The 18,951-nt window shown below is 44.3% G+C and carries 17 protein-coding genes; 7 read left to right on the forward strand and 10 right to left on the reverse strand.

Annotated features, from left to right (window positions below):
• Positions 1 to 185 precede the first annotated feature (185 nt).
• Complete coding sequence (locus L0M85_RS04225; protein WP_061564303.1) at positions 186 to 1,640, forward strand: sucrose-6-phosphate hydrolase; 1,455 nt, start codon at positions 186 to 188, stop codon at positions 1,638 to 1,640.
• Positions 1,621 to 2,586 (forward strand): LacI family DNA-binding transcriptional regulator, encoded by a 966-nt coding sequence (locus L0M85_RS04230; protein WP_048716431.1) that lies wholly within the window; start codon positions 1,621 to 1,623, stop codon positions 2,584 to 2,586. The genes L0M85_RS04225 and L0M85_RS04230 overlap by 20 nt, the downstream gene beginning before the upstream one ends.
• A 248-nt stretch (positions 2,587 to 2,834) precedes the next feature.
• Here the strand turns inward: L0M85_RS04230 and nusB are convergent, their stop codons facing one another.
• From nusB to uvrA, 5 genes are all read right to left on the reverse strand, one after another.
• Positions 2,835 to 3,263 (reverse strand): transcription antitermination factor NusB, encoded by a 429-nt coding sequence (nusB, locus tag L0M85_RS04235; protein WP_223355542.1) that lies wholly within the window; start codon positions 3,261 to 3,263, stop codon positions 2,835 to 2,837.
• A complete protein-coding gene (locus L0M85_RS04240; protein ID WP_006595687.1) occupies positions 3,256 to 3,645 on the reverse strand; it encodes an Asp23/Gls24 family envelope stress response protein in 390 nt (129 codons plus the stop codon). The genes nusB and L0M85_RS04240 overlap by 8 nt, the downstream gene beginning before the upstream one ends.
• 36 nt (positions 3,646 to 3,681) lie before the next feature.
• Positions 3,682 to 4,242 (reverse strand): elongation factor P, encoded by a 561-nt coding sequence (gene efp / locus L0M85_RS04245; RefSeq protein ID WP_233331194.1) that lies wholly within the window; start codon positions 4,240 to 4,242, stop codon positions 3,682 to 3,684.
• An 85-nt stretch (positions 4,243 to 4,327) separates the two neighbouring features.
• Entirely contained in the window at positions 4,328 to 5,395 is a 1,068-nt protein-coding gene (locus tag L0M85_RS04250; RefSeq protein WP_238656535.1) for a Xaa-Pro peptidase family protein, read from the reverse strand.
• A complete protein-coding gene (gene uvrA / locus L0M85_RS04255; protein WP_238656536.1) occupies positions 5,392 to 8,217 on the reverse strand; it encodes an excinuclease ABC subunit UvrA in 2,826 nt (941 codons plus the stop codon). Before uvrA ends, L0M85_RS04250 begins: the two co-directional genes overlap by 4 nt.
• A gap of 121 nt (positions 8,218 to 8,338) precedes the next feature.
• Here uvrA and L0M85_RS04260 point away from each other — a divergent pair, with 121 nt between their 5' ends.
• Entirely contained in the window at positions 8,339 to 9,283 is a 945-nt protein-coding gene (locus L0M85_RS04260; RefSeq protein WP_006597173.1) for a magnesium transporter CorA family protein, read from the forward strand.
• Between the two features lie 28 nt (positions 9,284 to 9,311).
• Positions 9,312 to 9,986: a DUF1129 family protein gene (locus tag L0M85_RS04265; RefSeq protein ID WP_129270089.1), complete on the forward strand. Its 675-nt coding sequence runs from the start codon at positions 9,312 to 9,314 to the stop codon at positions 9,984 to 9,986.
• 34 nt (positions 9,987 to 10,020) lie between these two features.
• On the opposite strand, the gene L0M85_RS04270 is transcribed toward L0M85_RS04265, so the two are convergent.
• The 4 genes from L0M85_RS04270 to rpsF form a co-directional block, all read right to left on the reverse strand.
• Positions 10,021 to 10,542 (reverse strand): GNAT family N-acetyltransferase, encoded by a 522-nt coding sequence (locus L0M85_RS04270; protein WP_238656537.1) that lies wholly within the window; start codon positions 10,540 to 10,542, stop codon positions 10,021 to 10,023.
• Positions 10,543 to 10,699: 157 nt separating this feature from the next.
• On the reverse strand, positions 10,700 to 10,939 hold the full coding sequence (rpsR, locus tag L0M85_RS04275) for a 30S ribosomal protein S18 (RefSeq protein ID WP_000068664.1): 240 nt from the start codon (positions 10,937 to 10,939) through the stop codon (positions 10,700 to 10,702).
• Between the two features lie 41 nt (positions 10,940 to 10,980).
• Positions 10,981 to 11,475 (reverse strand): single-stranded DNA-binding protein, encoded by a 495-nt coding sequence (locus tag L0M85_RS04280; RefSeq protein WP_156676403.1) that lies wholly within the window; start codon positions 11,473 to 11,475, stop codon positions 10,981 to 10,983.
• Between the two features lie 26 nt (positions 11,476 to 11,501).
• Positions 11,502 to 11,792 (reverse strand): 30S ribosomal protein S6, encoded by a 291-nt coding sequence (gene rpsF / locus L0M85_RS04285; protein WP_006595679.1) that lies wholly within the window; start codon positions 11,790 to 11,792, stop codon positions 11,502 to 11,504.
• A 277-nt stretch (positions 11,793 to 12,069) separates the two neighbouring features.
• Here rpsF and L0M85_RS04290 point away from each other — a divergent pair, with 277 nt between their 5' ends.
• Genes L0M85_RS04290 through L0M85_RS04300 form a run of 3 tightly spaced genes read left to right on the forward strand, consistent with a single transcriptional unit; the run spans position 12,070 to position 14,399 of the window.
• On the forward strand, positions 12,070 to 13,122 hold the full coding sequence (locus L0M85_RS04290; protein WP_238656538.1) for a bifunctional glycosyltransferase family 2/GtrA family protein: 1,053 nt from the start codon (positions 12,070 to 12,072) through the stop codon (positions 13,120 to 13,122).
• Complete coding sequence (locus tag L0M85_RS04295) at positions 13,109 to 14,011, forward strand: phosphodiester glycosidase family protein (protein WP_129822443.1); 903 nt, start codon at positions 13,109 to 13,111, stop codon at positions 14,009 to 14,011. The genes L0M85_RS04290 and L0M85_RS04295 overlap by 14 nt, the downstream gene beginning before the upstream one ends.
• On the forward strand, positions 13,992 to 14,399 hold the full coding sequence (locus tag L0M85_RS04300) for a hypothetical protein (protein ID WP_129822620.1): 408 nt from the start codon (positions 13,992 to 13,994) through the stop codon (positions 14,397 to 14,399). The genes L0M85_RS04295 and L0M85_RS04300 overlap by 20 nt, the downstream gene beginning before the upstream one ends.
• 67 nt (positions 14,400 to 14,466) lie before the next feature.
• On the opposite strand, the gene L0M85_RS04305 is transcribed toward L0M85_RS04300, so the two are convergent.
• Complete coding sequence (locus L0M85_RS04305) at positions 14,467 to 18,933, reverse strand: SGO_0316/SGO_0317 family LPXTG-anchored serine peptidase (protein WP_238656539.1); 4,467 nt, start codon at positions 18,931 to 18,933, stop codon at positions 14,467 to 14,469.
• Between the last annotated feature and the right edge of the window lie 18 nt (positions 18,934 to 18,951).

Consider the following 18,951-nt stretch of genomic DNA (forward strand, 5'->3'; position numbering starts at 1 on the left):
TTACTACGGTTTTTAAATTTTCAAAAACTTTCATATTTTCATTTGTTTTCAAAAACTCAATCTAGTACTCACTACTAAATTTTATGATAAACGTTTGACATTTTTTCTCAATTCTTTGGCCAAAGTCTTGCTTTTTTTTATAGAAATCGGTACTATGGAAGTAAGAAAAATTTTGGAGGAGTCAAATGGAATGGACAACAGAACTTCGGTACAAACGGTATGAAGACTGGACCGAAGAAGAAAAGAAACAAATTAAAGAAAACATGGCTAATTCTCCTTGGCATACTCATTACCATGTCGAACCCAAAACTGGCCTTTTAAATGACCCGAACGGTTTCTCCTATTTTAATGGTAAATGGATTCTCTTTTACCAGAATTTTCCCTTTGGAGCCGCTCACGGATTGAAGTCTTGGGTACAACTGGAAAGTGATGATTTAGTTCATTTTAAAGAAACTGGTCTTAAAGTCTTACCAGACACACCTTTGGATAGCCACGGAGCCTATTCTGGTTCGGCTATGCAATTCGATGATAAACTTTTCTTATTCTATACAGGAAATGTACGAGACGAGAACTGGATCCGTCATCCCTACCAAATCGGGGCCCTTTTAGACCAGGATGGAAACCTCGAAAAAATCGACCAAATCCTCATTGATCAACCAGAGGATGCTACCGATCATTTCCGCGACCCACAAATTTTTAAATTCAAAGATCAATACTATGCCATCGTCGGTGGTCAAGATCTTGAGAAAAAAGGATTCGTTCGCCTTTACAAAGCGGTGAATAACGATTATACCAACTGGGTTGAAGTAGGCAATCTTGATTTCAACAATGATCGTACAGCTTATATGATGGAATGTCCTAACTTGGTCTTCGTCGGCGAGCAACCTGTCCTTCTGTATTGCCCTCAAGGCTTGGACAAAGCAGTTCTCGATTACGATAACATCTACCCAAATATGTATAAGATTGGGGCTTCTTTTGATCCTGAACAAGCTCGTCTCGTTGACGTATCTGAATTACACAACTTGGACTACGGCTTCGAAGCCTATGCAACTCAAGGCTTCAACACTCCTGATGGAAGAGCCTTAACGGTTAGCTGGTTAGGTTTACCAGATGTCGCTTACCCATCCGATCGCTATGACCACCAAGGAGCCTTCTCTTTGGTCAAAGAGCTAACTATTCAGGATTGTAAACTTTATCAATATCCGGTCGAAGCTGTAAAAGAGCTCCGCTCCACCTCTTCCGAATTTACAAACAAGGAAACAACCAATAATTGCTACGAGTTAGAATTAGCCTTTGAAGCCAATAGCAAAAGCGAGATTATTCTCCTAGCCGATAAAGAAGGCAAAGGACTTTCTATTACTTTTGATATTGCAAATGGTCAAGTCATTGTCGACCGTAGCCAAGCCGGCGAACAGTATGCCCAAGAGTTTGGAACTACTCGTACTTGCCCGATCGAAAATCAAGCGACAACAGCTACAATTTTCATCGATAACTCGATTTTTGAAATTTTTATCAACAAAGGAGAAAAAGTATTCTCTGGTCGCGTCTTCCCGCATGCTGATCAAACTGGTATCTTGATCAAATCCGGAACACCTACTGGAACATACTACGAACTAGACTATGGTCGCAAAGCTCACTGATGTCGCTAAACTAGCTGGTGTCAGCCCCACGACAGTTTCACGAGTCATTAACAAAAAGGGCTATTTATCTGAAAAAACTGTCTCAAAGGTTAAAGAGGCTATGAGGGAATTGGGCTACAAGCCCAATACGATTGCTCGGAGCCTACAAGGAAAATCAGCCAAGTTAATCGGCTTAATCTTCCCAAAAATCAGCCATGTCTTCTATGCAGAATTAATCGATAAACTGGAAGAAGAACTGTTTAAACATGGATACAAAACCATTATTTGTAATAGCGAGCATGATTCGGAAAAAGAACGTGAATACATCGAAATGCTAGAAGCCAATCAAGTAGATGGGATTATTTCTGGTAGTCATAATCTGGGAATTGAAGACTATAACCGGGTCACAGCTCCTATCATCGCCTTTGACCGGAACCTATCACCTGAGATCCCAGTCGTCTCGTCGGATAACTACGCTGGGGGCGTTCTCGCTGCGGAAACCCTTGCCAAGACAGGGGCAAAAAAGATTATCATGCTCACAGGGAATGATAACTCCAATTCCCCTACTGGCCTCCGGCATGCTGGCTTTGCTTCAGTTCTGCCAGAGGCACAAATCATCAATGTTTCCAGTGATTATTCACCCATTCGCAAAGAAATGGAAATCAAGTCCATCTTGACCCAGCAAAAACCGGATGCCATCTTTGCGTCTGACGATCTAACGGCTATTTTGGTGATGAAAATCGCTGACGAACTCGGCATTGCCATTCCAGAAGACCTGAAGATCATTGGCTACGACGGGACCTACTTTATCGAAAATTATTTCCCCCGTCTCACCACTATCAAGCAACCCTTACAGGAAATTGCTCGCCTGACGGTCGACCTTCTTCTTCAAAAAATCGAAGGAAAAGACGTAAAAACAACAGGCTATTTTCTCCCAGTGAGTGTTTTACCTGGCAAAAGTGTTTAAAAGAGAGTGGGACAGAAATCGGTAATTCGTTAGAATTCGATTTCGTCGTCCCACCTCCGCACAGTTGAGTAGGGCTGTAAAAGCTGATAAAATCAGCGTAGTAGAGCCCACTCAACCACTGCGTCTTGTTAGACAATCCAAAGTCAATTGAGAGGCCGGACTTTTGTACCAGTCTTTTTCCTTATCATGATCAAGCGAAGCTCTATACTCAAAAAGAAACCACCCGTGAAGGTGGTTTCTTTTCTATCTTATTCTGCTTCCGTTACGAATTGACTTAAAACACCATTCACAAACCGAGCAGATTTTTCATCTGAAAATGTTTTAGCTAATTCAATTGCTTCATTCACTGCAACCAACTGAGGGGTATCAAAAGAAGTGATTTCAAACACACCCAAACGAAGAATGTTTTTCTCCACTAGAGTCAAGCGTTCGACGGTCCATCCAGTTTTCAAGTGTTGGGCAATCTGTTGATCCAATTCATCCTTTGATTGACGAACACCAGATACCAAATTGAGTAGAAAAGCTGGAATTTCCACTTCCTGGTTAGTCTCCTCTTTGTCATGAGTAAAAGCAAATTGACAGGCTTCTACAACATCCCCTTCATACTCTAAACTCATTAGAGCTTGAAAGGCACGCTCCCGTAGATCACGACGTGATTCAAATAAAATATCAGTCATTGAGGAAATCCTCATTAAACAAATCTTTCAAATCAGGTTTCGCTGCTTTTTCAGTCACGATTCCAACCACATGGATATTGACATCATCCAAGGTGACATCTGCCATATTATAGACAGCTGTTTTTACTGCTTTTTGGATCGCAACCGCTACTTTAGGGACTGCTACACCATACTCTAGATAAAGGTAAATATCAACAGAGATTTGACCATCTTCTTGTGTACGAAGGTAAACCCCACGTCCAAGAGCACGTTTTGAAAGGCTATCCGATACACTCTTGTTTTCAAGAGAATGAACACCATCTACTTTTGCAGTCGCAATCGCAATAATTTTTTCTAGCACACGAGGTGCAATGACGATTTCGCCGTATTGTTCAGTTGCCATAGAAGTTCCTTTCTATCAGACCTATTTTAGAGCTGATTAGGCACGAGAAACGTAAGTTCCTTCAGCTGTATTGATAATCAATTTTTGTCCTGCTTCGATGAAGTCTGGAACGTTTACCACAAGACCTGTTTCCATTGTAGCTGGTTTACCAGAACCTGTAACTGTAGCACCTTTAATAGATGGTTGAGTTTCAGCAACTGTCAATTCAACAGTTGTAGGAACAGTCACCCCAATCACTTCACTTCCGTAGAATTGGATTTTCACTTCTGAGTTTTCAAGGATGTAAAGCAATTCGTTCTCAACATTGGCAACAGGAATTTCATATTGGTCGTATGTTTCAGTATTCATGAAGTAAGCTGTATCATCCATTTTATACAAGTATTGAGCTGGTACAGTTTCAATAATAGCTTGCTCAAATTTTTCTTCTGGACGGTAGCTTGTATCAAAAGTTGAACCAGTACGAACATCACGCAATTTCATACGCATGATGGTGTTTCCTTTACCTGGTTTGTGGTGGCTCGCTTCCAAAACGCGGATCAATTTTCCATCAGCTGTTTCAAAGGTCATACCAGCTTTCAACTTACTTGCTTCAATCATGTTTTCATACCTCTTTTTAAAAATATATTACTCTTTATTCTATCACAAATGCTCAGATTTCTCAAATCTGTCTCTGCAAATTTCCTTAGATCACAATCAATTCTTTCGGTGCCAAGGTCAAGACTTCACAGCCAGTTTCCGTAATCAAAAGATCATCTTCAATCCGAACACCAGACAGGCCTTCAATGTAGATTCCTGGCTCATCTGTCAAGACCATGCCGGCCTTGATAACTTCTTTGGAAGTTTGACTGAAATAAGGCTCTTCATGGATGTCCAAGCCAATACCATGTCCAATTCCATGAGTAAAGTACTGGCCGTATCCTGCAGCCTCAATAATATCCCGAGGAATTTTATCAAAATCACGGAAACCGAGTCCATCCTTGGCTTGAGCAATGAGAGCTTGGTTGGCTTTCAAGACCGTTTCGTAGATTTCTCTTTCCTTGTCGCTGACATGACCTGCATAAATGGTCCGGGTCATATCACTGACGTAATGGTTATAGAGACAGCCAAAGTCCAAAGTCAAGGCATCCCCAGGAGAGATGATGCGATCACTTGGAGTCGCATGGGGCATAGCAGAGCGCTCTCCCGCAGCGGAGATGATATCAAAGGATACACCTGAAGCCCCCAATTCCCGCATTCTGAAATCGAGGAAGGTCGCCGCTTCTAACTCTGTTGTTTGCCCAACCTTGATAAACTCCAGCACATCTAGGAAGGCTTGATCTGAAATACTGCAAGCCTTGCGGATGGTTGCTACTTCTGTCTCATCTTTAATCAAACGAAACTCCATTACAAAATCAGACAAGGCTCTTAGAGAGACTCCTGAGAAAGCAGTCGCTAGACGGGTATGGTAGGCAACTGTGATCTCATCCTCAAAGCCAAGTTCTTGAATCGCTGCGTCTTTGACAATTTTTGCTGCCTCATCCAATTCATTGCGGGTTTCAACAATCTCAACAAAGGGGAAACAAGTCGCATGGGCATGAATGGTATAGCGCGAATCAGTGAAGAGGACCACGCGCTCTTCTGTCACCAAGACAGTCCCATTTGATCCCCAAAAATTGGTCAAATAGTAGACATTTTTCAAGTTGTTAATGAGGACAGCTTTTAGATCCTGTGCCTTCATTTTAGTTCGTAGATTTGTAATTCGTTGATTCATTGTAATTTCCCTTTCAAATACTGTCCTGTAAAGCTAGCTGGGTTGCTGGCTACTTCTTCTGGTGTTCCTGTCGCAATAATGGTACCACCACCGACACCACCTTCTGGTCCCAAATCAATGATATGGTCCGCTGTCTTAATGACATCCAAGTTGTGCTCAATGACCAAAACGGTATTGCCATCATCCACAAAGCGTTCCAAAACCTTGAGCAAACGAGAGATATCCTCTGTATGAAGTCCAGTTGTTGGCTCATCCAAGATATAGAAGGACTTACCAGTTGAGCGCTTATGAAGCTCTGAAGCCAACTTCATCCGCTGGGCTTCTCCACCAGAAAGCGTCGTTGCCGGTTGTCCCAGGGTCACATAGCCCAAGCCGACATCCTTGATGGTTTGTAATTTGCGATTAATCTTTGGAATATGTTTAAAGAAATCCACCGCGTCATTGACAGTCATGTCCAAAATCTGGGAGATATTTTTTTCTTTATAGTGAACTTCTAGGGTTTCACTATTATAGCGTCGTCCATGGCAGACTTCACACGGTACATAGACATCCGGTAGGAAATGCATCTCAATCTTGATGATCCCATCTCCCGAACAAGCCTCACACCGACCCCCTTTGACGTTGAAACTAAAGCGGCCTTTTTTGTAGCCTCTAATCTTGGCTTCATTGGTTTGGGCAAAGAGGTCACGAATGTCGTCAAATACACCTGTATAGGTAGCCGGATTGGAGCGTGGAGTGCGGCCAATCGGGCTTTGATCAATATCGATCAGTCGATCAATGTGCTCTACTCCTGAAATAGTCTTGTATTTCCCTGGTTTCTCTGTATTGCGATTCAATTTTTGAGCCAGCGTTTTTTTCAAAATACTGTTGACCAAGGTGGACTTGCCTGAGCCAGAAACACCAGTGACAGCAATGAACTTGCCCAGCGGGAAGCGTGCGGTCACCTCTTTTAAGTTATTTTCAGCAGCCCCTGTCAGTTCGATAAAGCGACCGTTGCCTACCCGCCGTTCCGTTGGTACGGGGATAGCCCGTTTTCCAGAGAGGTACTGACCAGTGATGGATTTGCTATTGCGAGCCACCTGCTTCGGTGTTCCAGCCGCAACAATCTCGCCTCCAAAGACACCGGCTCCTGGACCGACGTCGATCAGGTAATCAGCCTCTCTCATCGTATCCTCATCGTGTTCGACCACGATCAAGGTATTGCCCAAATCACGCATCTTCTTGAGACTGGCAATCAAGCGGTCATTGTCCCGCTGATGAAGGCCAATCGAAGGCTCATCCAGGATATAGAGGACACCTGAGAGGTTGGATCCGATCTGGGTCGCCAAGCGAATCCGCTGACTCTCTCCCCCTGATAGAGTCCCGGCCGAGCGAGACAGGGTCAGATAGCTCAAGCCAACATTGTTCAGGAAGGTCAAACGATCCTTGACTTCTTTGAGAATCGGTCGCGCAATGGTCTCTTCATTCTTGGTTAATTTGAGATCAGCTACCACCTTAAGATGGTCCTCGATGGACAAATCCGAGATCTGCCCGATATGTAGCCCCTTCTCTCCTCCCACTCGGACAGACAAGGCCTGGTCATTCAAACGATACCCATGGCAGGTGGCACAAGTCAATTCATTCATGTAGGACAACATCTGATTGCGGGTGAAGTCGCTAGACGTTTCGTGGTAGCGGCGATTAATATTGGTAACGACCCCTTCAAAAGGAATGTCAATATCTCGAACCCCACCAAATTCATTCTCATAATGGAAATGGAATTCCTTGCCCTCAGAACCATAGAAAATCAAGTGTCGGTCTTCTGGGGACAAGTCTTCAAAGGGCTTGTCCATATCAATCCCAAACTGGATCATGGCCTGCTCCAACATCTGAGGATAGTAGTTAGAAGAAATCGGATTCCAAGGCGCAAGCGCTCCTTCACGGAGAGTCTTGCTAGAATCTGGAACAACCAAATCCAAGTCCACCTCTAGCTTGATCCCTAGTCCATCACAATCCGGACAAGAGCCAAAGGGGGCATTAAATGAAAAGAGACGAGGTTCCAACTCAGGGACGGTAAAGCCACAAACCGGGCAAGCATAGTGCTCTGAAAAGAGCAGTTCATTTTCGTCCATGGTATCGATGACCACGTAGCCATCTGCGATCCGAAGGGCCGCTTCGACAGAATCAAAGAGCCGAGAGCGGATACCATCTTTGATGACAATCCGATCTACGACAACCTCAATCGTGTGTTGCTGGCTTTTGGATAATTCTGGGACCTCTGTCACATCAAAGATCTCGCCATCCACCCGCACCCGGACATAGCCGTCTTTTTGCACCTTTTCGATGATATTCTTATGTTGGCCTTTTTTCTTACGAACGATGGGCGCTAGAATTTGCAGGCGTTGGCGCTCTGGTAATTCCAAAACTTGGTCTACAATCTGCTCGACTGAAGAAGCCGTAATCGCCCCATGGCCATTGATACAGTAAGGAGTCCCCACACGAGCATATAGAAGGCGTAAGTAATCGTTGATTTCTGTAGTCGTTCCAACCGTTGACCGCGGATTTTTGCTGGTTGTTTTTTGGTCAATGGAAATGGCTGGACTTAAGCCATCAATCGAGTCCACATCGGGTTTTTCCATATTTCCTAAAAACTGACGAGCATAAGCTGACAGGCTCTCTACATAACGTCTTTGTCCTTCCGCATATAGAGTGTCAAAGGCTAAGCTCGATTTCCCAGAACCTGATAGACCAGTGACCACGACCAGCTTATCTCGAGGGATTTCAACATCAATATTTTTTAAATTATGAGCACGCGCTCCACGAATGACAATTTTATCGAGCATTTCTTCCACTTTTCATCAATTTATTTATCCTTCATTATATCAAATTTTTCAGCATTCTTTTATCCAAAAGCGTGCTTTTTCTGTTATAATGTTAAGGTGTAAAAAAACAAGGGGAGGCACCATGAAACAGGTCTTTTTATCAACAACGACTGAATTTAAAGAAATAGAGACACTGGAACCCGGTAGCTGGATCAACCTTGTCAACCCTTCCCAAAGTGAATCGATGGAAATCGCCTCTGCTTTTAACATCGATATTGCCGACTTACGGGCACCGCTCGATGCGGAAGAAATGTCTCGTATGACCATCGAAGATGAGTATACCTTGATCATCGTCGACGTTCCCATCAAGGAAGAGCGGAACAATCAGACCTACTATGTCACCATCCCTTTGGGAATTATCCTAACAGAAGAGGCTATCATCACCACTTGCTTGGAAGAGTTGCCTCTTCTAGACACCTTTATCAATCGTCGCTTGCGGAATTTCTATACTTTCATGCGGTCGCGCTTCATCTTTCAGATCCTTTATCGAAATGCAGAGCTCTACTTGACCGCGCTTCGTACTTTGGATCGCAAGAGTGAACAGATTGAAAGTCAACTGCACAAGTCTACTCGAAACGAAGAACTGATTGAACTGATGGAGCTGGAAAAAACCATCGTCTACTTTAAGGCCTCTCTGAAAACTAATGAGCGCGTGATCAAAAAATTGACCAGTGCCACTAGTAACATCAAGAAATACCTGGAAGACGAGGATCTGTTGGAAGATACCTTGATCGAGACCCAACAGGCCATTGAGATGGCGGATATTTATGGAAACATCCTCCACTCTATGACCGATACCTTCGCATCGATCATCTCCAACAACCAGAATAATATCATGAAGACCTTGGCCATGGTGACCATCGTCATGTCCATCCCAACTATGATTTTCTCGGCCTATGGCATGAACTTTAAGAACAATGATCTCCCCCTCAATGGAGAACCTAATGCTTTTTGGCTCATTATCTTTATTGCCTTTGCCATGACCGGATCGCTCGTTGTCTACCTCATCCATAAAAAATGGTTCTAACACCTACTAATAACACTAAGGAGTATTTATGTCTCAATTTGATTTGACCCAATTAAGTAAAAAAAATCAAGAATTCGTTCGCATCGCTAAACACCAATTGATTGAAAACGGCAAAACAGAAGAAGAGGCTACTAGCCTGATTGAAGAGATTCTTCCAGCTATCTTTGAAAACCAACCAAAAGGAGTAACGGCGCGAACTCTCTTTGGAGCGCCAACTGTTTGGGCCAATGCTTTTAGTGATCAGGAACGCTACGAAAAAGAGCATCCAAAAGAGAATGATGCTCCTCATCTCATGATCACAGATTCTTTCCTTCTCGTCTTTGGTCTCTTTGCTGCTATTTCAGCCTTCATGAACTTATTTGCTCCTCAGGGAACCACTTATGGACTCCTCACATTGACTCTTGGTAGCTTGGCTGGTGGGGTTGTGCTCTATTTGATGTATTACTACTTCTACCAATACTACGAAGTTTCTAAACGTGGAATGAAACGTCCTGCTTTAACCAAGTCACTTCCTATCCTAATGTTAGCCATGATCCTTTGGGTTGTGATTCTCATGGTCACTGCTTTGCTCCCACAATTCCTCAACCCGCGTGTACCAAACTGGTTCATGCTCTTACTCGGTGGTGGGGCTCTTCTCCTCCGCTACTATTTAAAGAAAAAATACAATATCAAGAGCGCCAATACAGCACCTCAACGACGCTAAAAAGAAACGGATGAAGTTTTCATCCGTTTTTGTTTTACTGTATTTCCCTGTTCAATCTTTTTGAAAAATAGAGGACTAAGTCATCATTGTTTTCACAAGAACTGTAAGGGTCCAAAGGCTGATCCCTAAACCAAACTCCAGATCCATCTGGGATATAGTCCCGTTTGACATACAGTCTTTGAGCTGGGCCATAACCCGAGTGTAAACCAACCCCTAAAGTGACAATCTCTGATAGTAGCCGGACTCTTTTTTCCGCCTCTTCTATGAGTTGATTCCCAATTCCTCGATTTCTAAATGGCTCAAAAACATTAAAATCAGATAGTTCAGGATAGACTCCCACGAAAGGGCCGTGCTTGGCATAAGGCAATATAGTGATATAACCTGCCACAAATCCATCCGACTCAGCTACTAATACGTCTCTCTTTCCGTTCTCCTGATCCTGAAAATAGCTGGCCAAGATATCCTCTCTACCCGGCCACCCTTGGTGGATAAAGGCTTGAGAGATCCCTTCAATATCATACTCCATCATGCTTCTGATGATTGTGCATTCCTTCATGTTGCGCTCCTTGATACCTTTCTCTCCCTCATTATAGCATGATTAGAGCTTGGGAAAGGTCAAAGAGGTCCACTGGACCTGAAAAAAAGACCCGTAAGGGTCTTACTCGCTCTCTTGTTTTCAAGCTCATGAAAAAGAGGTCCACTGGACCTCTTTTTTAATCTTCGTTTACGAAAGGCATCAAAGCCATTACGCGAGCGCGTTTGATAGCTGTTGTTACTTTACGTTGGTTCTTCGCTGAAGTTCCAGTTACACGACGAGGAAGGATTTTCCCACGTTCTGAAACGAAACGGCTAAGAAGCTCAGTATCTTTGTAATCAACATATTCAATTTTGTTTGCTGCGATGTAATCAACTTTTTTACGGCGTTTGAATCCGCCACGACGTTGTTGAGCCATGTTTATTTCTCCTTTATAGTTTTAATTCGTTAAACCCATTCTTAGAATGGTAGATCGTCATCCGAGATGTCCATTGGATTAGCTCCAAATGGATTGTCATCACGTCCAAAGTTTGGTGCTGCGTTTGATGGTTCAGATCCTCCAAAGCTTGGAGCTGCATTTCCTGCAAATCCTCCAGCTGAAGCATAGCCTCCACCAGCTTGTCCTTCACGATTCGCGCGACTTTCCAACAATTGGAAGCTGTCCGCTACGACTTCAGTGACATAAACACGTTGACCTTGCTGATTCTCATAATTACGAGTCTGGATACGACCTGTAATCCCAACTAAGGCACCCTTTTTAGCCCAATTTGCTAAATTTTCAGCTTGTTGACGCCAAATCACACAGTTAATAAAGTCCGCATCTCGTTCACCATTTTGGTTTTTAAAATTACGGTTAACAGCGAGTGAGAATGTCGCAACAGCCTGATTTTGAGGGGTATAACGAAGTTCAGCATCTCGAGTCATACGACCTACAAGTACAACATTGTTAATCATTAGTCACCTTCTTTATTCGTTAGGGCTTACGCGTCAACTTTTACGATCATGTGACGAAGAATGTCACCGTTGATTTTTGAAAGACGGTCGAACTCGTTAAGAGCTGCATCGTCGTTCGCTTCAACGTTTACGATGTGGTAAAGTCCTTCACGGAAATCTTGGATTTCGTATGCAAGACGACGTTTTTCCCAATCTTTTGATTCAACAACAGTTGCACCGTTGTCAGTCAAGATAGAGTCAAAGCGTGCTACCAAAGCGTTTTTAGCTTCTTCTTCAATGTTTGGACGAATAATATAAAGAATTTCGTATTTAGCCATTGATATGTTCCTCCTTTTGGTCTAATGACCCCAAGTCTTTGCAAGGGGTAAGTGAGGTTTGCTCACAAGAAACTATTATACCAGACTTTGGGATAGAAGGCAAGTAAAAATACCTTCTCTATATTCTTTTCGAAAAGTTTTATTTTTCTTCTATTATTTTCTCTCCTTTTTTACAACAAGGAAATCTCTCCCTTTCCTTAAAGAAAACTGATATCAGTTAGCTTTAAGAAAGGGCCGTTATACTACCTTCATCACAAACAAGAAACGAGGAACGCTTATGAATTATTTAGTCATCCCCGCTTATCAACCCGATCAAAAACTTCTCAAACTGGTAAAAAAACTGAGAGAAAAATGTGACTTCTCCATTATCGTTGTGGACGATGGTAGTTCTGAGGACTGCCAAGCGATTTTTGAAAAGTTAGACGGGCTAGCTACAATCCTTCACCACGAAACCAACCTTGGAAAAGGAGGGGCTCTCAAAACAGCCTACACCTACATTCAAGAACAAGGGCAATATGGAACAGTCATCACCGCTGATGCTGATGGTCAACATAAGGTTTGGGATATCTTCCGCGTAGCCAATCAATCACAAGAAAATCCGAACCAATTGGTTCTAGGGGCACGCGCCTTTTCAGGCAAGGTTCCCTTGCGTTCTGCATTCGGAAATAAATTGACCCGCTTCTTTTTCAAGCAACAAACAGGGGTCGCTGTGACAGATACGCAGACTGGACTTCGAGCCTTTACAGCCAACATGATCCCCTTTATGTTAGATATCGAGGGACAACGGTATGAGTACGAAATGAATGTGCTCCTCGCAGCTAGCAAGGCCTTTCCCATCTTGGAAGTTCCGATTGAAACAGTCTATATCAATGACAATGAAGGGTCCCACTTCCGTCCTATTCGCGACGGTCTCATGATCTACAAGGACATGTTCAAGTTTGCCCTCTCTTCCCTGAGTAGCTTTATCGTGGATTACCTGGTCTATGCCTTCTTCCTTTTCGTGATGATGGCTGTGCCGATTAGTCTTCGTATCCTCCTTGCAAACGGGATCGCTCGTGTGGCCAGCTCCATCTTTAACTACTCAACCAACAAACATCTAGTCTTTAAGAACAAAGACAGCGTGGCTCGAACCGGAAGTAGTTACTTGGGACTTGCGATTGGACTCTTTATTCTCGATACCCTCTTGATTCGACTCTTCTATGCAAGCTTTGGTCTCCATTTGCTCCTCAGCAAAGTGATCGTCGGACTCTTGCTCTTCGTCGTCTCATGGTTGATTCAGAAAAAAATCATTTTCAAGGAAAGGACTGCACCTACTCATGAAATTCTTTAAAAAATCTTATACCTATGCTGCTTGTTTCGGCATCCTGCTAACAAGCTCCTTCAGCTATTCTATGCTCAAGACCTTTATCTTATCGGATGCTATCCAAACAGTCAAAGCTACGACCACTGATACCAAGGCGGCTGAGGAGGCAGCAGCCTCTGCTACTACTACAGATACCAGTTACTCCGATGACAATATCCAGGTGAGCCTGACAGAAACAACAGTTGAAAACACTCAAGTTTACATTGCAGATATTACGGTTAGCTCTTCTGACTATCTAAAAACTGCTTTTGCTCAAAATACCTACGGGACAAACGTGACGGCTAAGACGTCCGTCACTGCAGCTGAAAATAATGCTATTCTAGCCGTCAATGGAGACTACTACGGTGCTAATAGCACCGGCTATGTCATCCGAAATGGAGTGGTCTACCGCGATACGGTTCGCGAAGACTCTAGCAATGGCGACTTAGCGATTTATAAAGATGGTTCCTTCAAGGTTATCTACGAAGATGAAATCACTGCGGATCAGTTGGTCAAAGACGGGGTTGTTAATATCCTTGCCTTCGGACCTTCCTTGGTTGAAGATGGAGTAATTACTGTCGATACGAACTCAGAGGTGGGACAATCCATGGCGTCTAATCCACGTACTGCCATTGGGATCATCGATGAAAACCACTACATCATTGTCGTCTCGGACGGCCGGACTTCAGAGAGTGAAGGGCTTTCTCTCTACCAATTAGCGGAAGTGATGAAATCGTACGACGTCAAAACAGCCTACAACCTGGATGGTGGTGGATCTTCTACACTTTACTTCAATGGCCAAGTTATTAACAAACCAACTACAAATGGTACTATCTCAGAAAGGGCGGTGAGTGACATTGTCTACATCGGTTACTAATCCTATCAAACAACGGTTGAAAAAGACCATCCTCTGGTACACTCTGATTACAGCTTTCTTCTTCGTCGGAAGTCGCATCTACGAACACTTTAGTTTTGGCGAAACCTCTGCCTTCATGCACTACCTCTTCTTGATTCCTTTGATCGGCGGCACCCTGCTAGTGGCTCTGCAACTAGTGGTAAAAGGCCTTTCTCGACTCACTCTCAATCTTTGGAACTCAGCAGTTGCCACGGCAACTGCTGGAGCCCTCTACCGAGGCATTGTTAAGCTCTCTGGTCGTTCTACAACTCTCGACCAGCCCTACTATTATGTTGCAGGGATCTTCCTAGCCCTTGCCCTTATCAGCCTCTTCTTTGTCCGAAGTGTCTGGGTGGAGAAAACAGCTTAAAACATTCAAAACGTCCGTTTCTAAAATGAAACGGACGTTTTTTTGATTAACCTAATACATGAACGACTTAATCTTGCCGTTTTTTACTTGCTACAAAGCCTGCCAAAGCTAGTGAGGTCATGCCAAAGAGGCTAAGGACTGTTGAAGCCAATTCATCTTGACCTGTTTTTGGAAGACCAGTTGCTGATGTAGCAGCTACTTCTGCTTGACCACCTGTATGATAGGTAACAGCGACTGGTTTGTTTGTTGCAACTTCTTTCGTTTCAGATGTAGTTGGTTGAGCTGGGGTAGCTGGGCCTTTAGATACCGCTGGTTGGACAGGCGTCACTGGAGTTTCCGGTATCTCTAGTGTCGGATTTTCTGGTTGAATCCATGGTTTCACAATCGCTCCACTATGCACCTCTGGGTTTGGCTTGATAACGTCTTTGACCAAAGAAAGAAGGTGGAAATTGATTTGATTGCTCACTTCATAAAGGAAATCATTTTCCGATGCACGATACCCCGCTGGGAGATCCACATGAACACGATAGGAGCCGTTCATCAACATGGTCTCAAAGCGTTTCAAATCATAGATACTTTGTGGGAGAAGGCGACTGATACCATCATTCCCCACCACTTTTACGACTGTTCCTGTCGGAACCGGCTGATCAAATCCAATAGTGAGTTTGTTTTCATCTAAATAATGGAAGGCAAAGGTCACTTTCGGATGTGGATTTTCGGCTGAAACCGTCACCTTCTTCACTAGTTCTGTTCCCCAATCATAATGGTAATCAGACAAGGTGATTTTCACTGTATAAGTGCCAAAAGGTAATTCTGGGAAGGTGCCAGCATTGTAGGACGCATTGAACTCTCCTTCTACTACACGGCCTTGGTCATCCACTACCTGATAACGAACGACGGATGGATAATACGAAATGACTTCTCCACTGCTATCTGTGAAGACCACCTCCAAGGTACTCTTTTCAGCCTTTGGTTTTTCAGTCTCTGTCTCGCCTGGTTGTTCATCTGAACTGGCTTCATTCGTCGAAGTCGTTGCCTCTACTTTCTTTCCTTCGATGTCCATCTCAGTGGTATTGTAGACCTTATCCCAGATGGTATAGCGAACAGTAGAAGGGTCAACCCCTTCCGGAAGCAGATAGCTACCGTCTTCTTGGGGTTCCAAGGCCACGGTTTCCCCATTTTTGACGTAGGACAGATAAGTCCCTGCTAGTCCACTACCAGTTTCGATCACCTTACCTGGTCGGAAAATCCGTGTTGCTGGATCGTACTGAGCACTTCCAGACTCGATGCTTGGAGTCGTATTGTCAATCTTAACCTTGAAGTTAAGCTCTTGTTGCTTGGCCCCTGAAGCAGTTGGACGGTAGGTAATCACAAATTGGTATTCTCCATCTGGTAATTGCTTGCCGTCTTTGTCCAAACCTTCCCAAGAGATTTCATAAAACTCTTCGCTACGATTCCCAATCCGGTAACTCCAGTCTGTCTTACGGTGGACTTCATTTCCGACCTCGTAAATCGGGTTAGTACGAGCTGTGTCCTCCTTCTTGTAAACTGATAGGTGGACATTTTCAACATTGCGAAGCATGACGGCTTTAACCTTGATGCTATCAAAGCTGGAATCACTGTTTGGAGAGAAGTAAAGTTGGTCCCCATCAAAGCGATCCCCATCCTGGCCAAGAGTTTTGGCTACGGATTCCCCATTTTCATAGACATAACTAATCAAAGAGGTAAAGTGATTGTCTGGATGACGCTCTGGCGTTTCTGGGACCTTTTCATCTGGATAATCGGTCTTGTCCTTGTAGTAGTAAAACGGCTTGTCGCTGCCTGTGTATTCGTAGATTGGCTTTTCAATGCCCCGCAGATTTTGGTACTCTCCATGGAAGCCAACATAAGGGAGGCTGACCAGATGTTTTTGGTTGCTGGCATCTTTGACCAGTACAAACCCTTCTAAGAAATAACCATTTGGCATTTGCTTGCTGAGCTCTTCCTTGTACTTGCTCGCATCAACCGTTACATGGATGGTCCGCTGACCATTGGCTGGAACAGTAATGGTTTCCTTGCCATCTATGGTTTCTAATAGACGAGGATGGAGGGTGAATTTGCCATCTTGAACTTGATCTGTCTGAAGGGTCGTTTCATAACGAACAGACTTCTCTTGATTGGAAAGATTGTGGATGGTCACGTCAAACTCAAAAGTATCTGTGACATTACCTAGTGTCAGACTACTTTTAGCATCTTTCGCCGTTACATAGAGATCACCTAGAGCTGCAGCTGTGACATCCATGACCCCTGCTCCTTGCTGACGAACAGAGGAATAGGCATGTGTTTCCTCATCCACATGCGGGACAGCTGTACTCATGGTCATCTGTTTGACAAGAACTTGTAACTGTTCTGGACTGAGATGAGGGAAGCGCTCCTTCAGGGCTTGTTTCACCAGTGCAGTGGCACCTGCCGCGTGAGGAGATGCCATACTGGTCCCCCTATCCATATAGTACTCTCCATTATTAACAGATGAGTAGATCATCCCTCCTGGAAGAGTGACATCCGGTTTGAGGTCGCCATCAGCTGACAGCCCCCAAGAGGAGAAGTCGGATAATTGATTGGCTGCGTCGTACGGCACCCGTTTGAATTTGTTGGCAATATGGAGCTGGTAGTCCTGGGCATGTTGTGCTAGGACACTTCCAGCATCGTGGCCAATAACCCCAACTGGGAATCGTTCCCCCAGCCCTTCTAAGTCAAAGCTTACAGGATTATTGCCCTGCTCCTTAGTCTGGTAGAAGATCACCCCTGTAGCACCAGCTCTTTTGAGCTCTTTGACCTTATCCACATCCGAAACTTCGCCACCTCGCTCCGTAAGGACTAAGTGCCCATTGATACTATCAGCTTGGTAGTGGTCGATCCCTCCCTTTTCCACATGGAGATAGCTTTGAGGGATGGTCGTCCGAAAGGCATCGCGTTCCACAAAGGAGTGCATCGGAATTTTGCCATCTGGGAAGTCTTTCGAACCTTTTAAGGCTTCTACGGTCAGGCTTGCTTCTGCCGACTCATGCTTGGTCAGACTATTAATCGAAGCGACTGAGATGACATTTGGGTTGACGGATGGGGTTCCTGTCATCCCATAATCCGGTGTGCTTGCAAGTGGTTTGCTGTGCCAGAAGCCATTGGTCGCCATATTGGTAGAGGCAACTGTAATGGTCACTCCCGCCTTTCTCGCTGCCTCAAAGGCCTGGCGCGTGATTTCTCCCACATCATAAATCGAGCCTGATGCGGTTCCCAAACTCATGTTGATGGAATCAGCCCCTAATTTGACGGCGTCTTCCACTGCCTTGGTATAGATGAAATTTTGCACCTGACCGCCCTTGGTGTCTGAGAAAACACGCAAAAACATAAGCTGGGCTTCGGGAGCGACACCTCGGATAATCTCACCATTTGGGGATGGTTGAGAGGCATTTCCCACAGCGGTTCCAGCTACGTGGGCACCGTGAGAGATTGGATCATCTTCTTTAACATTGTCATCCATATCACTATAGTTGTGAACGTAGACGACTTTATTGTTGTACCATTTACCGTAAGTGATGCCGGCCTTTTTCTTAGCCTCTTCAATTTCCGCTTCACTCTTGTACTTGGCCTTGCTGATATCTGTCAGACGGAAAATATCGTGGGCAGGGTCGACCCCCGAATCGATGACCGCTACAACCTGACCTTGACCCTTAATCCCCTTATCCCAGAGTGGCTGTAAATTGATCAGACTATTTTCTTCACTGACCTTGGTCGTAGTTGAAGTCGGTGATGCAGGAGCAGGCTGGTTTTCCTCCACTCTAGTCCGACCTAGTGGAGCATAATCTAGGGCATCTACACGCGCTAGTCCCCGAATCTTTTTAGCATCTCCATAAGTCGTCTCTAGAGCCAGTCCATTAAAGAGCAAATTAACGTCATACAATTTTTTGAACTGAATGGATTGCTTTTCGAGTTCTTTCAAAAATTGTTCATGGTCTTGGTTGGTTTGTTCGATACGTGCTTCTTTTGAGACTGGTGATGATTCTCCAACCCCATCAGAAACTTTTTCTTTCAGACGAACTAGGACCTCGACTGGACTTGAATCCTCTAGAGTTTCTTTCGTTACTTCCTTGGGAGTGTCCGTCGTAGCAAGCTCAGGATTAGCTGTTGGACTTGCCATAACAGAAGCTGATAAGGTCTTCTCTTCTTTTGGTTTCTCATTTGAAGGATCGCTAGTAGCTGAAGAGGTAGTTTGTGGTTGCTTGGTTTGGTCCTTACCATCAGTCTTGGCTTGCTCTTGTGAGGAAGACTCCTCTTTAACTGTATCAGTTGCATGAGCTCCGTCCGAGCCTTTGTCCTGTCCGACTGTCGGACTCACCTCTTGACTTCCTTCTTTCACTACAAGAGCGGGTGTATCTGCCTGCCCTTCCTGCTCCTGGGCTGAAACAGTCACCCCACAAAAAAAGCATCCGACAAGTACCGATACTAAGCCGACTGCATATTTTCGTAAAGAAAAACGTTGTTGTCTGTCGCTTCCCATAAACAGACCTCCTTTATA

Origin of the sequence: Streptococcus sp. DFI.7.26 (assembly GCF_022240605.1) — a bacterium.
In the GTDB taxonomy this organism is placed as follows: Bacteria; Bacillota; Bacilli; order Lactobacillales; family Streptococcaceae; genus Streptococcus; species Streptococcus xiaochunlingii.